Origin of the sequence: Carboxylicivirga sp. M1479 (genome assembly GCF_007097485.1) — a bacterium.
Taxonomy (GTDB): Bacteria; Bacteroidota; Bacteroidia; order Bacteroidales; family Marinilabiliaceae; genus Carboxylicivirga.
In genome coordinates this window covers 1-15,821 of record NZ_VKDE01000040.1, presented here as the reverse complement: position 1 = coordinate 15,821, position 15,821 = coordinate 1, and the positions used below count along the sequence as shown (strand labels likewise).

The window sequence follows — 15,821 nt, the reverse complement described above, 5'->3', positions numbered from 1 at the left end:
TTTACTACTTTTAAGGCGGAATAATGTCGAAATTATCAGGATCGATTATCTCCACTATTACAAATGATTGACTTAAAGTAAAACTATATGAATTTGTTTTTATTCATTCAGGCAAATGCCGAAAACCTACCTGTAGAAGAGTTGGCTGAGGAAGCCGGAAAAAGCATGGACTTTATTGAGATGGCAAAAGCCGGCGGTCTTATTATGATTCCATTGGTATTTTTATCCATCGTTGCGGTTTACATATTTTTCGAACGTTATTTTGCTATTCGACGTGCATCTATGGAAGATGCTGGTTTTATGAATAAGATTAAGGATTATATACATGAAGGTAAAATTGAGTCGGCTTTGACTCTTTGTCAATCACATGATTTTCCAATATCGCGGATGATTGAAAAAGGAATTACCCGTATTGGTCGCCCTTTAAGTGATGTGAATACTGCCATTGAAAATGTTGGTAACCTAGAAATAAGTAGATTGGAAAAAAGCTTACCGACTTTAGCAACTGTAGCCGGTGGAGCCCCAATGATTGGGTTTTTAGGAACGGTTATTGGTATGGTAAAGGCGTTTTTTGATATGGCGAATGCAGGTAATAACATTGATGTTCAATTGCTATCGTCTGGTATTTACACCGCAATGGTAACCACCGTTACTGGTTTAGTTGTAGGTATTATTGCCTATTTTGCTTATAATATTTTGGTGGCAAAAGTTGAAAAGGTGGTATATAAAATGGAAGGCCGCACAATGGAATTTATGGATTTATTAAACGAACCAGCTCATTAAAGCATGGCTTTAAAACGAAGGACAAAAATAAGTGCTGCTTTTAGTATGTCGTCGATGACTGACATTGTATTCCTGTTGCTGATTTTTTTTATGATCACATCAACAATGGTGCATCCGAATGCAATTAAGTTGTTGATTCCAAAAAAAGTAACGAAAAAAGTAGAGGTTCAGAAATACCTAAATGTACGAGTAACTTCAAGCGGACGTTATTATGTGGACGGAAAAAGAGTTGGTGCTGAAAGTATTGAGAGCGGTTTGTTAAAGGCTTTTAATAGTAATGAACAAACAATTGTTAAACTGCGAACTGATAAAAACGCCTCTACGGGAGATGTGGCTGCTGTGTTAGATATTGCTGAATCAAACGGTATTAAAGTAATTTTAGATATTCGCTAATGGCACTTAAAAAAAGAAGCAAAGTAGAAGCGGGGTTTAGCATGTCATCAATGACTGATATTGTGTTTCTATTACTAATATTTTTTATGATTACGTCGACCTTGGTGACGCCTCCGGCAGTAAAAGATATGGTATTGCCTAAAAGTGATCATCAAGTATCAGCAAAACCTAACACAACCGTATCTGTTACCGCTGATTTACGTTATTTTGTAGAGGGTGAGGCTTTGCCTTTTTGGAAAGTGGAAAGACGATTGAAAGAAATAATTGAAATAAGCCCAGACACATACATCGCATTACATGTTGATGAAACAGTACCTTTTTCAGTGGTGGGAAAGATCAGGGATATTGCAATTCGAAATAAGTACAAGTTAATATTGGCTACTCAGGGCAAATAAAGATGGACGATAGGGATAAAAAATATGGCGTTATTGGTACCACTATTTTTCATGTGTTGGTATTGCTATTATTAATTTTCTTTGGCTTTAAAACGTTGCCACAAGAAGAGGAAGGTATCTTAGTGAATTTTGGCGATACCGTTTTAGGACAAGGTGAAGTAGAGCCAAGAGAATCGCAAGCACCACCTCAGGAGCAAGAAAAAGTAACGCCGCCACCACCAAAGCAAGAATCACTTCCTGAGTCAACAGAATCGGAGCCAAATGTTAAAGAAGAAGTAAAAACACAGGATTTTGAAGATGCTCCTGTTGTTGTCTCAGAGGATCAAAAGAAAAAGGAGAAAGAAGAACGTGAGCGATTAGATAGAGAACGTCAGGAGCGAGAGGAACAGGAGCGAATTGAAAAAGAAAAAGAAGCAGAGCGACAAAAAGAAATAGAACGCCAGCAAAAGATAGAAGCAGAAAAAGAAGCTCAAAGGCAAAAGGAATTGGCTGAACAAAGAGCTAGGGAAGAAGCTGAGAGAAAGAAGCAAGAAGAGCAAGATCGTAAGGCGGCAGAAGCGCGTAACCGTGTGTCAGGGGCATTTTCAGGGAAAGGTAATGGTGATAGTACATCAGAGGGCGACTCAGGAGGAACTGGTAACCAAGGTTATGTAACAGGTGATCCTAATTCAAAAAATAGAAGTGGATCCGGATTAGGTAACTCTGGTAGTGGAGCACATTTACAAGGGCGTTCATTATTAGGTACTTTACCAAAGCCACAACATAACTCAAATAAAGAAGGTATTGTGGTGATGAAAATTACGGTTGACAGAAATGGCAATGTTACATCGGCCGAATTCCAGATGAAAGGGTCTAATACTCAAGATAGAGAATTGATTCAGAATGCAAAAGCTGCTGCACTATTGGCTAAATTTAATGCAGATGAGAATGCTAGTGCCTATGCACAAGGAACGATTACTTACCATTTTCAGTTGGACTAATATTATTGTACTACAGAAATAATACTTTAACACCGGCGATAAATACTGTTGTTAAAAGGAGGTAACGGATGTATTTAACTCCAATTTTCTTCGCATACTTTGAGGCAATAAAAGCACCAGATGCATTGCCAATTGCTAAAATTATTCCGTAAAGAAAGTCAACCTGTCCCGTGTAAATAAAAATACCCAAAGCTACTGCGGTATAGCTAAGAACAATAAATACCTTAACAGCATTGGCTCTTACTAGATCAAAACCAACTCCCAGCACTAAGCCAGCCAGTAAAAAAAAACCAACACCTGCCTGTATAAAACCGCCATATACACCAATAAAAAAGAAGATGATTATTTGCCATATTGGTGGCTTTTTATCCACCTGCCCAGCTTGAGATTTTACCCATTTATCAGGTTTGAGTAAGATGATAAAAAACATTCCAAACAATAAACAGCCAATTGTTAGGTTTAAAATATCTTCGTTGATTTTAACAGCCCAAATGGCTCCGAGTAATGAGCCTAATAAAGCTGGTATAACAAGTAGTCGGCTGCTTTTGAAATCAATAAGTTTTTGTCGCTTAAAGTTCCTTACGGCGACTATGTTTTGAAAGAAGATAGCAACACGGTTGGTTGCATTAGCTTGGTGTGGAGATAAACCTAAAAACATTAAAAGAGGTAGAGTTATTAAGGATCCACTCCCGGCAAGTGTGTTAATAAACCAGGCAAAAAGTCCTGCAATAATTAGTAGAAGCGCCTCAAGTATTGTCATGTACTTATTTGTTTTATTATCAAAGGTAGTTAATTGAGATGTTTTTTAGCTAAGCATAACTATCCGTTCAATATTGATTCTGTGAAGTGTATTTTTGTAAATATCACCGCGAGAGGTGTAGCAGTTTCTAATAATAAGTGCTTATCCTTTGGGGGAAAAAGGTGACGGCCTGTTGTTTTTTGCCTTTGCTCATTTTGGTTTTGATGTTATACTTTCAATGTAAAAAATGAATCTCTCAACAAAACAATTTACGAATTATAAGCCTGTAGAATATATGTTTTTACTAAAGTTTTAGTGTTGGAAAGTGAGGCATTCTTACGAATAACTATTTTTTTGCGCAACACATCAATCGCTATGTTTTAATCTGTTATTTTAGTGTTGAAGAAACCTAAGTTGATATCAATGGCAGATAAACAAAACAAACGAGAGCAATGGTTAAATGTAGCCTACGAATTGTTTGCTGATCAAGGTCCATCCAGTATTAGTATAAAAGAGTTGGCAAGTGCTAGCCAGTTATCACGTACCAACTTTTATTATCACTTTTCAGATAAAGAAGAATTAATTGATGAGTTGCTAAAGATGCATTTAAAAGCTGTAGAAAGTAGTTTTAATACTCTACTGAATGAGCGTGTCCAAAATTTCATTCCTGATTTATATGTATTAGCCGAAGCTCATAAAATAAATTTCCGTTTTCAATGGCAATTATTTCGGCAGCGAAAGGACATGCGCTATAATTACGCCTATCTATACTATCGTAAACGTAATAGTGAAATTATGATTCCCTTGATCATCCAGCATTATAAATTGAATTTGCCCTTATCTATGGTACAAGCAGCTTGGGATACTGTGAGTGATGCTAGGATAGCACATGTTGACTTTAATGATTTTAAGGCTGATGCATTAGCAAAATTAGCAGATGAGATTATGAAGTCTGTTTTAGCATTTGTAAACGTTAACAAGTAGTGTTGTGAAGTTGTAATTTATGTTTTTTTAATAGGGAAGTGGACACACTTGTCTAAACTATTGCCAGTTGATCCGTTTACTTTTGTTGTATGAGTGCAGTAAATGGAATAAAGAAATATAAACCCTGGTTATTTGTAACAGTTATTGGTATAGCTGTTTTTTTAGCTGGAAATGTGTTTTTTGATACTACACAGCCGCGCAATATGCCACTTCAATATTTTGAAAAAGCAAGTCCTGGAAACAATAAAACTTACTCTACATACGTGATTGTTCTCAATAAGCAAGGTGAAATGGAACTTCAAAAAATAAAGCTGGAGGCAGGTCAGGAAACAACTTCTAAGTCTCACCTAATTGTGCCAGAAAGCTATAAAACTCCTAATAAAGTTAGTGCAACAGGTCAAAAGAGATTAACCTTATGGGGGTTGGAATAACGAGTCTATAGTCGCTCTACTTTTAATCTAATGTATTACCTCTTCAAGGTAATTCTCATTTGTGTTGTTCAATGAACTGCTTGTTATTAAAGTTTACAGTTTAAACAGAATTCAGATCAAAAGGTGATGCAAATGTGCGTCACCTTTTGTTGTTAATAGTAATATGATGTATATAGCTGTATCGGTGATTATGCTATTTAGTGTGAATGTGATGATTATTGTATAGGTTTATTGGCTACAGCTAGCGAGGGATGAGAAATGCCTATGGACCTGGTGAAATAAGTTACAGGAGTACCATTGTACCCCTGTAAAGAATAGTTTAGTTGTGTGTAATTCGAAGTTTAGCGCTATAGTTTTGGGTATTATCTGTTAATTCGATGAGATACAGTCCAAGCGGTAAGAATTCGACATTTATAGTTAAGACAGAATTAAGTGAGTGATCATATGTTTGAGATGATAGTAGTTTGCCATCGAATGTGTAAAAGTTAACTTTAAATGGCGACTTGATGGTATTAGTTTTTAGGTTAATTGATAATTCATCTTTGGCTGGGTTGGGATAAATCTCTAGTTTACCTTTTTGCTTATCGTTGTTATCCCAGATCGATGTTCCTGAATCAATAATTACCATTACCTGTCCTTCATCTTGTGCTGAGATGTTAGCATTATCCCGAACGCCAACTTTTAAATGGAAGGTATCGATTTTCGTCTCGAGGTAATTAAGTTTTTCCGCTTTTTCAACTATTAACTCACCCGTTGCAGAGTTTAGTTTAAATGCATCTTCATTGTTGTAGTCTGTAAGGTAAAATGTAAGTTCCTGTCCCTTGTCTTTATCTTCGGCCCATAAGGTATCAATCACAGTTCCTTTATCTAAATTAGGTTGAATAAAAATCTTCTTGTGGTAGAATACAGGTGCATGATTTACTTCTGTCAAAACACTAAGTTCATTTGAAAATGTACTTTCATTGCCACAACGGTCTTCGGCCGTGATTGAAAAGAAATATTCTTTACTAGGAGTTAGACCTTTTATAATAGTCGTTGTATCCAAATGAACATCGATTGGTGAAGGTTCTCCGAATACACTTGCATGGCCTTTGTAAGGGGCTCCACTGATGGTATCGTAATGCACTTTGTAGCTTAGGATATCTTCATCGAGTAAATTATTCCATTTGAGTATAACATTTTCATCTATCATTTGAGCAGATAGAAGATTGGGTTGTTCAGGTGGATTGGAATCTATGATAAACACTTTCGCTATCGCAGTTGCATCTCCATAAAGACTCCTTGCTTTGATAATAATTTCACCTGAAGATGCTGGCGGCAAATAGGTTGCCTTAACCTTACCTGCCGAAGCAGCAACTATTATGCTTGTATCTGGAGATGCTGCATTTAATAGCCCCCGTGAAACCTGGATGAAAAACTGTTCACCATCGGCCACCGGCTCGTCTGTATTGTAGCTTAATAAAGAAGAAGTAATGCTTGCTGTTGTGTGTTTATCTAAATCGATGGTATCAGGATCAATCACTAGATTGAATTGCCCATGTGGAATAAATGGTGCCAAAGTGAATGTTCCAAAGGCATCAATTTTAGCACTCACAGTATTATTGTCTGCATCAACCATACCTCCTATGTACATCCAGCGATTGTTTTCTTTGTCTTCTTTATACATTCTAAGGTCTACCTCATTTATTTGACGAGTACTATCAATCTTCAACTCTTCATCGTGGTAATTAATAACCAAAGTAACATCGTTGTCGCCAACAGAGGTATTGTAGGGTTCAAACTGGTAAAAACCACCAATGCCGTAATCAAATTTGTAAATGTTAGAGGCTATTTTTTTTATGAGCTCAATTCGCTTTAGTTTGGCAGGTGATACTGCTTTTAAGCTACTTTTAGTTGTCTCTCCGGTACCATACCAGTCCCAATAAGCTAGCTTAAAGTGGTCCAAGTCATCAGAAAGAGCTAGTTTTTCACCCTCAATTAGCAGTTTACTAAGTGGTCTATTTTCAATATTAAATGACATCTCGCCGTTAGTGGCTTTTAGCCATGAAAAAAGGTTGAAGAAATTAAATACTTTAGGCAGGCCATTTTGAACCTCTGTCCATAAGTAGTCGCAGGATCCTTCAACAATATCCTGTATTATAGCTTCAGCCTTATAGGCTTCGTTATTATCCACGAATGAATAAGTTTCAGTTGGTAATAGTTGCCAATTATAGAATACTCCTTTTTCGATTGGGTATTGGTTAAATTCAGAATATTTAAAGCCGGCTCCAAATTTTGCTTTAATTAGGTCGAGTCCAAATGCTATCTCCACATTGAATGAGCCGTCATCAACTTTATCGGTCACTGTTTTCTCGTATGGCACAGGTGGAAAATCCAGCGCTGAGCGTGCATGGTTAAAAGCGACTGTATTGAATGGATCATTGAAAATTTTACCTGATGTTAGATCTGAGAGGTTAAGCTTGATGTTATCTGTCGGGCTATTTAGCATTGAATTTGCCAAACCGACTTTGTCATTGAACGTATCAATAGTCATTTGATCTTCTATGGTAAAGGTGTATTGAAATTCTCTTTCTTGGTTTATTCCAGCTTCCCCTATAAGTATATTGCTTGCTTTCAGGTCGTATTTATATCCATACATAAAACCAATGCGACAGGATGGGTTTTGGCCAAAGCGAGAAGTGCCAAAATGCACACCGTATTTGAATCCACCTGCTGCTCCAAGTGATGCTAAATCAATTTCCAGATCGTCGATATCTATTGGAATGGGTATGATGTCATTTTCTATTTCGAATGGATCATCGTCATCATCATCGTTCTTGTTTTTGTAGTTGTCCTTCTTTTTATTTTCATCATCGTTTTCGAACAGTTTTTTTAAGTCGAATCCGGCCTTTGCTTCAACACCTAACTCAAATTCATTTGAAAAACTTAGGTCTATATCGGTTGGGTAAAATATTGCTCCCGGGCTCTTCTGGGCATATACTGTCGTCATGAAATTAATATCACCAACACCTCCTGCACTGCCTTCGAGGCCAACTCCGAGTGGTGTTTCTTCACTGCCGTCGACAAGGTCGCACTCAAGGCTGGCCTTAGCACTTGCCTGTGCATGAATGTTGAATCCAAATCCATTTGATAAGGCTGCTTCATCAATTTCATCAAATTGTCTTTCAATGCATGCCACAAATAGCCGCATAAGTGGGGCATCCATGTAGGGCAAGGAACCATTGGCCATGACCATAAACTTAGCTAATGCTTCTTCACCAGTATTGTTTTTATAATCAAATTGGAAGTCATCCTGAAAAAGTGTACTGGCATTTATGCCAGCCGTTGCTTCGGCACCCGCCTCAAAAGGACCCGCCTCAATTTTTGCTTCAGCACCAAATTCAAGCCCTACAGTTGTTTTACTTTGCCGCGATAGTATGATGCTATCAGCAAACTCCTGATAACCGTTGTTTTTCATGTTGAGCGCCATTTGTGCACCTAGTTCTTGTTGAACTAAGAGATATGAAATACCAATTTTCATGAAAGTGCTTCCCGACCAAGTTTTCTGATACTCATATGGCAAAACCTCAACCGAAAATGTTACCCTTTGGTCCAACGGAAATTCTTTTGATTCGGCTCCTAATTGACTAATTGAATACTCTCGTGTCCCTATGCTAGTGGCTGGGATTTTAATGTCTACAATGCCTTTTGAATCGGTGTACATAGTGTCGAGGCCGGGGATAATCACCTCGACACCATACATGGGGTCATGGGATTTTTTGTCGATGACTTTATAATACCTATGTGCTGTACCCCCAACTCCTACATACGTTTTTTGTGGTTGGTTTAAGTTAAACGTAACCTTGTCGAAAACATAATTTATCTCACGCTCTTTTAATACTATATTACCAAGGTCTACGCATGCATCTTCGGGGATGTTAACATCAACCAATAGGGTATCGTAATAGCCTTTTGCTTTAATTTCAAGATGGTATCCTTTCCCTGGTTTAACAAAAGGGATTGTAAAGTCACCATCTTTTTTACTGTATATCGTTTTGGTTTTACTACTCTTCAATTTAATAATTGCCCGAGCTAAAGTTTCATTATCGCTACCCGTTATGTATCCTTTCACAATTGATGAGACTAAATTGCTTTGAGCGTCTGATTTTTCAAGGTGATTGCTAAAGGATATGTCATCATCGACTTTACATCCGTTACCGTTTATATTAGACTCGTGGATTGGACCATTTTTACTGTTCCAATAATTGTAATCCGCATTGATAATTGCAGGTGGTTCAGAATTATTGGGTGAGATAATACCGTATTGATTTTGTTTTAATAAAAAGTGATTGTATTGAAATATCAGGCGATCATCAAGGAATGCCTGGTCGTACGCTAATATGCCATGCGCATATAGCTTATTAAATATGCAGTTTTCTGCGAATATATCATTAATGGAGTTTATAGCCCTTCGATAATGTAGAACTGCTGAGGAGTCACGTATTATCTCATTATTCTTATTTACATATTTACCACCATTTAAAAAGTAGGTGTATTTGAAGAACAGGCTATCGCCACTTATGTATCCCCAATCGCCTGGCATTGGTTTGTTATTTATCTTCACAGGGCGTTTTACTTCCCATGAATAATCATACATTGAGGTGAAAACGATGGGGTTATCAGAAGTGCCAGTGCTTATCAATGCCGCATCTTGGAGGTTGATAGATAAAGGCCTGCCAGCAATCGATGATGGTAAGAATTTGATAATATTGCCAGCTTCAATCGAAAGATTGAGGCCTTTCACCAATAAGTCGTTCGTAATAAGAAAAGGAATGGTGTCGTTAAGCAGCTGAACATCTTTGTTGAATTGGCTGTCACCGATTTGTATGTGGCCGTCAATAGCAATAGCCGAAATTCCGTTTGACTTAAAGGTATTATTATCCAAATTGATGATGTTGGGAAAATCACTTAAATGATTATTAACTGATAGGTTTGACAAAGTTATGGGGGTGTCGGTGTTATTACTGAAGGTACAGCCTGTCACATTTCCATCTGAAGTATTAAGAATTAAGCCAGTTTTGCAGTTGTCAATTGTTGTATTCGACAAATAGAGGTGTGCGCCAAGAATTCCTTCATTGGCACTTCTTTCTATTATTGAATTACTGATATTAAAACTTTTTATATCAGGTGTTTTATCAATCATGCAAATCATTGGTGAATAAGCTTTATCATACTTTGAATGGTACGTTTTTCCACCGCCATATTTCACTATTATATGTTCAAAGTGAGATTCTGAGTATCCGGTTGATTGATGGTCAATGCATATGTATCCCCAATCTCCAGGTCGTGGGATTGTTAAATAATTATTATTGTCGCGGTCAGAAGTAAAGGTAATTGGTTCTGTAGGGGAACCAGCCGCATATACCTCATCAGAGAAGGTAATATAGGCTTTACGGGTTGGGTGGAATTTAAATTTTATGAGCACACCTGGCTCAATTTCAACTTTTTTGTTAAATATTACTGAATCCACTATTAAGTATGGCGAGAATTCTATTGATAAAACCTGGGGTGTATCAAATGTACCAGTGAGAACTTTTTCAGTTTGAGCTCTGCCTTTTACAGTGATAAATAAAATTGCTACAATTACTAATAAAGAATTTTTCATAGTGCCGGAAATAATTAGGAGTTATTAATACCTAATTGGATGCAAATGTATTACGTTACATATCATTTGTCAATTCCGTTGAAGGGATTTGTATTGACAGACTGTTTTCAATACAATTGAATGCGGTTCATTTTAACCCAAGAATTGTGCACCAGCACCAGATAAAGAAGGGATGGTTTAAAGAAGTACATAGTCTTCCAATGAATAAAAACAGATTTCAGTAGGTTATGGGAAGGACAACTGAACCACAAGATCTAGATCACTTAGCTTATTACACGCAACTCGATAATATTGATGTTCATAGATTGTTATTCACCTACTTAGAGTAATATTTATTTGCCATGATTAATTTCTAATAAAGGGTATTTGTTGTATGGTTTGCACCAAACGAAAAAAGACCTACAAAATAAATTTGTAAGTCTTTGATATTCAATCGTCGGGATGACAAGATTTGAACTTGCGACCCCTGGTCCCCCAGACCAGTGCGCTAACCGGGCTGCGCCACATCCCGCTGAATTGTATCAGCAAAAATAGTTAAAAACTCATCTTTCACAATTGAAGTTTGCTAAAAATGTAAATTAAATTCACGCTAGATAAAGTATAAATATTTGTTATGTTTTTTGTTATGAATTTATACATTTGCTATTGCACACAAATAGACATGTTTTAATGCAAACAACAATTAACGAAATTGAACTTATACAAGGCATAGAACGGGGAGAAGAGTCGGCTTTTCAGGAATTATTCCTTAAATATTATACGCAATTGGTTGTTTTTGCACGTAAGGTTATTGTCGACGACGACCTGGCGAGGGAGTTAGTTCAAGATGTGATTGTCAACTTTTATGAAAAAAGGGGAGCAATTAAAATTCATTCATCCCTAAAAGCTCACTTGTATCAATCGGTACGAAATAGGTGTCTTAACCAAATTAAACATAGTCAAATACGTCGTGATCATCATGCCAATATCTATCAAAATACCAAAAATGATGAGATGTATGTGGATACTAAGCTTGAAGAAACGGAGTTAGAGCAAAAGATATTTTCCATCATTCAAGCATTGCCTAATCAGTGTAAACGTATTTTTGAAATGAGTAGGTTTGATGGAGAGACCAATCAGGAAATAGCGGATAAACTTCAATTGTCTAAACGAACTGTTGAAACACAAATAAGTAAAGCGTTAAAGGTATTACGTAAAGGTTTAGATGGTTATCTAGATCTGTGGATAATGTTGTTTTATTTACTTTTTTAGAAAAAAATAATATTCAAGATACGTGTAAGTCGAAAAGTGTTTGTCATAGTAAGTGACATGAGTTTATTTAACCATTAAACCTATAAAAATGGAATTCGTATTTCAAATATTAGCAGATTTGCTTTCGCCAGTTGATGAAAAACAGGTAAAGAAGGAAACAAAGCAAGCTATTGAGCAAAAAAATACCGAAACTAAGGCTCAGCAAGTCGAAGAAACTACTGCTGAAGAGCCAAATATTTTCGGAATCATGGATTTTCATTAAGCTGTTTTACTAGGTAATAGCCCTATTGAAACAGATTAAGGAGAACTAAAAGAGAAGAATGGAAGAGCAAAATATCCATATAGATGAAATAATTGTCCAATATCTGACCAATGATATTTCAGATGACGGCAAAAAATACTTGGATAGCTGGGTTGAAGAATCTGAGGCTAATAAAAGTTATTTTGACCAAATGCAAAAAGTGTGGAATAAATCAAATGGTTTAGAAGCATTTTGTTGCGTTGATGTTAAAGCAGATTTTGATCTGTTTAAGCAGAGGGTTGGCATGTCTTCTAAAGTCATTAAACTTTCAGTACGACGCAGGTTTATGCGTGTTGCAGCTGTAATGATTCCTACAATTATGTTTTTGGCAGCTTATGGACTTTACCAAAGTGTTCCTGGTTTTGGTAAGTTGCAAGCATTTAATACCGACGGAGATATAGATAAAGTAGTATTAGCCGATGCTTCTGAGGTTACACTAAATGTCAATAGCAAATTAGTATTTGAAAAAGATTTTTCTGGAAAGACAAGGCGATTAAAACTAACGGGGGAAGGTTATTTTAAAGTAGCGAAAAATCCTGACAAACCTTTTGTTGTTAATGTTGGAGGAACAGAAGTAGAGGTATTAGGTACCGAATTTAATCTTGAGGAGAATGTGAATGATCAAACAGTTCATCTGTCAGTAACAGAAGGGCGTGTGTTATTTACAGCAGGAAATGAGGCGGTTGAAGTTGTTGCTGGAGAAAGTGCAGTTTGTTTAAATAATAAGATTACAAAAGGTAAACTAGTGTCGAACAACTGTCTGGCATGGCGAACTGGACAAATTGTTTTTGAACAAGCATCCTTGGATGAGGTGCTTAAAACAATTGTTGATCACTTTAGTGAACTTGAGATAATAGAAAACAACACTAGTGATACTAGTTTAAAAATCACTACTAGCTTTACGAACCCGAGTATAGAGGATGTTTTAGTAGAGCTTAGAATTCATTTTAAGAAAAAAATAGAGATTAATGATAACAAATTGATCATCTCTGATTAATTTCGGAGGTGATTAATTTTTTATGCCTACAATCTTAAGCCATATTTATAAAAGCACATGTTTTGTTTTGCTCATTCTATTGGTTCACACCAACTTGAATGGGCAAAATGTTTTATATACCCCCATCGAATTATCCAAAACCACAGGCTCTACTCAGGAGCTGCTATTGGATATAGAACAACAGGCGCATATCACTTTTAGCTATAGTAGTAAATTGTGTTTTCAGGAACAAGTGATATTGCCAACTCCCAAAGGTACTGTTCATCAATTATTAGATGCTTTATTTGTCAACTGTCAATCAAACTATATCGTCCGTGGACAAAAAGTTATTATTGAGCCGATTGAGGGCGTGGCGCAAAAGTTTGTAATTAGTGGTTATGTGATAGATAGCCAGTCGAAAGAAGCATTGATTCAGTCGAACGTTTATGAGCCTGAATTATTGATAGGAACTGTCAGTAATAATTTTGGTTTCTATAGCATAACTGTGCCCAAAGGCTTTGTGCATGTGAGTAGTTCTTACGTGGGTTATCATAGTCGTCATCATTATATAGAGCTGAATAAGGATACGACCATCAATTTTTTGATGGAACAAAATAAAGAATTAGGCGATGTTGATGTGGTTGGAGATCGCGTATCCGGAAGAGTTAAAGGCACTCGTCCTGGTGCCATTGAAGTGCCCATTGAGCAGATTAAGAACGTGCCCGTATTTCTAGGAGAAGTTGATATTGTTAAAAGTATACAATTGTTACCTGGTATTCAAAGTGGAGGGGAGGGGTTTTCTGAACTGTATGTGCGAGGTGGAGGACCGGATCAAAATTTGGTTTTAATGGATGATGTGCCTATTTATAATGTGAGTCATCTTCTAGGATTCTTTTCCATATTTAATGCCGATGCAGTTAATAATGTCAGAGTTATTAAAGGTGGTTTTCCTGCGCGTTATGGTGGCCGATTATCATCCGTTGTTGATATAAGAATGAATGATGGGAATAATGATGAGCTGAAAGGTGTCGCGAGCATCGGTTTGCTATCAAGTCGTTTAGCAATTGATGGACCATTGATTAAAGATAAATCATCTTTTTCAGTCTCCTTTAGACGTACCTATTTCGACCTATTTACTAGTATGTGGCAACTTAATCAGGCTGATAAAAGTCGTTATTATTTTTATGACTTTAATACCAAACTTAATTATCGTTTTTCTCGCAAAGATAGGTTGTATCTGAGTACGTATATGGGAAAAGATCAATACGGAATTTCTTACAATGAGCAAAAGGTTGTAGTTGAGGATTTGGAAGATCAGCCAGATAGAACCTTTACAACTTATGATGAAAACGATGTGGGTTGGCGTAACTATGTTGCAGCTCTCAGGTGGAATCATGTGTTTGGAAATAAGATGTTTGCCAATACCAGCATTCTTTATAGTGATTACCGTTTTTTTATTGATCAGACATTGAATTATGTATCTGATAATAATTGGAGCAAGGGAAGCCAGAGTTACTATAGTGGTATTCGTGATATGAGTGCAAAGATAGATGTTGATTATGTGCCATCTCCAAAGCATTATATTCGTTTTGGTGGAAGTGCTATTGCACATGTTTTTTATCCTGGAATAGATGTACAGCTCAGTAATCTTACAGGAGTTTCGCCTATAGATACCACCTTCGGTGGTGCCGAAATGCATCGCTCTGAGTATCGTATGTACCTGGAGGATGATTTTCATCTCTTACCGCGCTTGAAGATGAATATTGGCGGTCATTTTTCTTTATTTCAAACAGAGAGTGATAAGTTCTACTACTCTATTGAACCCCGTTTATCTGCCCGTTACTTACTCAAAGATAACCTATCTATTAAGGCAGCCTATAGCCATATGACGCAATACATGCACCTATTACGAACGGCTTCTGTAGCCATGCCTACTGATTTATGGTTGCCCGTATCGGATCAAATTGAACCCATGCGTGCTGTTCAATCTGCTTTAGGTATAGAATATGAGATAAATAAGGGTTTTAGTTTGTCTTTGGAGCTGTATCACAAAAAGTTGTCAAATATTTTGGCTTATAAAGAAACAGCTGGGTATTTTGATTTTGCATCCGATTGGCAAAGTAAGCTAACCTCAGGGGATGGTGAGTCCTATGGTATTGAGCTATTATTGCACCGTAAAATGGGTAACCTTACCGGATGGTTTGGTTATACTTTCTCAAAATCGACCAATCAATTTGATGAGCTCAATAATGGCAAGGAGTTTCCGGCTAATTACGATAGAACGCACGACGTATCTTTATATGCGACCTATAAATTCTCAGAGAAGGTAGATATGGGTGCCACATGGTCATTTGGAACAGGTAGTCCTTTAACATTACCAGAAACAAAATACTATGCGCCTCAACTGCCTACATCTGAATTGGTCAACTCATCATTCTATAATCAATATATTAACGAGCGTAATAGTTATCGGATGCCTAACTTTCATCGTTTAGATGTAGGTTTTAATTTTAAGAAGAAAAAAAGCTATGGCAGTCGTTTATGGAGTGTTGGTTTAATGAATACCTATGGACGTCAAAATGCATTTTTTTTGTATTTTGCTGATAGTGAAAATGAAGAGACTGGCGAAACGGAACGTTCTCTTAAACAATTTAGTTTATTTCCAATACCAATGCCTTATGTAAGGTACACCGTTAAGTTTTAAAATTATATGAACGAGCCATGAGAATTGGTTCACACAGAGGAGAATGGTAATTTTGGCGAGTTCCATCCCGATAAATCGGGACAAGTAGTGACAATTAAAGCAAAATATAAACATATCGTTAGTTTGTGGAATACCTAAATATGAGAAAACCAATTAGGAGTCAAACGTGATTTTTAACTTAGGCAAAAAGCTCCATCTGCTGCATTAACTTTAATAAACAGATAGATAAAATCTAAGTTT

General features: G+C 36.7%; 12 protein-coding genes and 1 tRNA gene. 10 read left to right on the top strand and 3 right to left on the bottom strand.

The genetic code is table 11. The features are described 5' to 3' along the window. The first annotated feature begins 87 nt into the window (after nucleotides 1-87). From FNN09_RS19155 to FNN09_RS19140, 4 genes are read left to right on the top strand one after another with little or no spacing between them, the layout of a single operon-like run. Complete coding sequence (locus tag FNN09_RS19155) at nucleotides 88-783, top strand: MotA/TolQ/ExbB proton channel family protein (protein ID WP_143304102.1); 696 nt, start codon at nucleotides 88-90, stop codon at nucleotides 781-783. Between the two features lie 3 nt (nucleotides 784-786). After that, nucleotides 787-1,176, top strand: coding sequence for a biopolymer transporter ExbD (locus tag FNN09_RS19150; RefSeq protein ID WP_143304101.1), 390 nt, complete (start codon nucleotides 787-789; stop codon nucleotides 1,174-1,176). Beyond that, on the top strand, nucleotides 1,176-1,571 hold the full coding sequence (locus FNN09_RS19145; RefSeq protein ID WP_221932542.1) for a biopolymer transporter ExbD: 396 nt from the start codon (nucleotides 1,176-1,178) through the stop codon (nucleotides 1,569-1,571). Before FNN09_RS19150 ends, FNN09_RS19145 begins: the two co-directional genes overlap by 1 nt. Nucleotides 1,572-1,573: 2 nt before the next feature. Beyond that, the gene (locus FNN09_RS19140; RefSeq protein ID WP_143304100.1) at nucleotides 1,574-2,551 is read left to right on the top strand and encodes a cell envelope integrity protein TolA; all 978 of its coding nucleotides are present in this window, start codon (nucleotides 1,574-1,576) and stop codon (nucleotides 2,549-2,551) included. A 10-nt stretch (nucleotides 2,552-2,561) separates the two neighbouring features. Here the strand turns inward: FNN09_RS19140 and FNN09_RS19135 are convergent, their stop codons facing one another. After that, nucleotides 2,562-3,311 (bottom strand): sulfite exporter TauE/SafE family protein, encoded by a 750-nt coding sequence (locus tag FNN09_RS19135; RefSeq protein WP_143304099.1) that lies wholly within the window; start codon nucleotides 3,309-3,311, stop codon nucleotides 2,562-2,564. 402 nt (nucleotides 3,312-3,713) lie between these two features. On the opposite strand from FNN09_RS19135, the gene FNN09_RS19130 reads away from it, so the two are divergent. Further along, nucleotides 3,714-4,274 carry a TetR/AcrR family transcriptional regulator gene (locus FNN09_RS19130; protein WP_143304098.1) on the top strand — a complete coding sequence of 187 codons (561 nt, stop codon included), beginning with the start codon at nucleotides 3,714-3,716 and terminating at the stop codon, nucleotides 4,272-4,274. A gap of 89 nt (nucleotides 4,275-4,363) precedes the next feature. Further along, nucleotides 4,364-4,705, top strand: a complete 342-nt coding sequence (locus FNN09_RS19125) for a hypothetical protein (RefSeq protein WP_143304097.1) — start codon at nucleotides 4,364-4,366, stop codon at nucleotides 4,703-4,705. Nucleotides 4,706-5,024: 319 nt separating this feature from the next. Here the strand turns inward: FNN09_RS19125 and FNN09_RS19120 are convergent, their stop codons facing one another. After that, nucleotides 5,025-10,349: a T9SS type A sorting domain-containing protein gene (locus FNN09_RS19120; protein ID WP_143304096.1), complete on the bottom strand. Its 5,325-nt coding sequence runs from the start codon at nucleotides 10,347-10,349 to the stop codon at nucleotides 5,025-5,027. A 436-nt stretch (nucleotides 10,350-10,785) separates the two neighbouring features. Continuing rightward, nucleotides 10,786-10,860, bottom strand: a tRNA-Pro gene (locus tag FNN09_RS19115). Nucleotides 10,861-11,018: 158 nt separating this feature from the next. Between FNN09_RS19115 and FNN09_RS19110 the strand changes: the two genes are divergently transcribed. The 4 genes from FNN09_RS19110 (at nucleotide 11,019) to FNN09_RS19100 (ending at nucleotide 15,581) form a co-directional block, all read left to right on the top strand. Further along, nucleotides 11,019-11,600 carry an RNA polymerase sigma-70 factor gene (locus tag FNN09_RS19110; RefSeq protein WP_143304095.1) on the top strand — a complete coding sequence of 194 codons (582 nt, stop codon included), beginning with the start codon at nucleotides 11,019-11,021 and terminating at the stop codon, nucleotides 11,598-11,600. A gap of 88 nt (nucleotides 11,601-11,688) precedes the next feature. Continuing rightward, nucleotides 11,689-11,862 carry a hypothetical protein gene (locus FNN09_RS21225; protein WP_185969072.1) on the top strand — a complete coding sequence of 58 codons (174 nt, stop codon included), beginning with the start codon at nucleotides 11,689-11,691 and terminating at the stop codon, nucleotides 11,860-11,862. 58 nt (nucleotides 11,863-11,920) lie between these two features. Next, entirely contained in the window at nucleotides 11,921-12,898 is a 978-nt protein-coding gene (locus tag FNN09_RS19105) for a FecR family protein (RefSeq protein ID WP_143304094.1), read from the top strand. 22 nt (nucleotides 12,899-12,920) lie between these two features. Then, complete coding sequence (locus FNN09_RS19100; protein WP_143304093.1) at nucleotides 12,921-15,581, top strand: TonB-dependent receptor domain-containing protein; 2,661 nt, start codon at nucleotides 12,921-12,923, stop codon at nucleotides 15,579-15,581. Nucleotides 15,582-15,821: the final 240 nt, after the last annotated feature.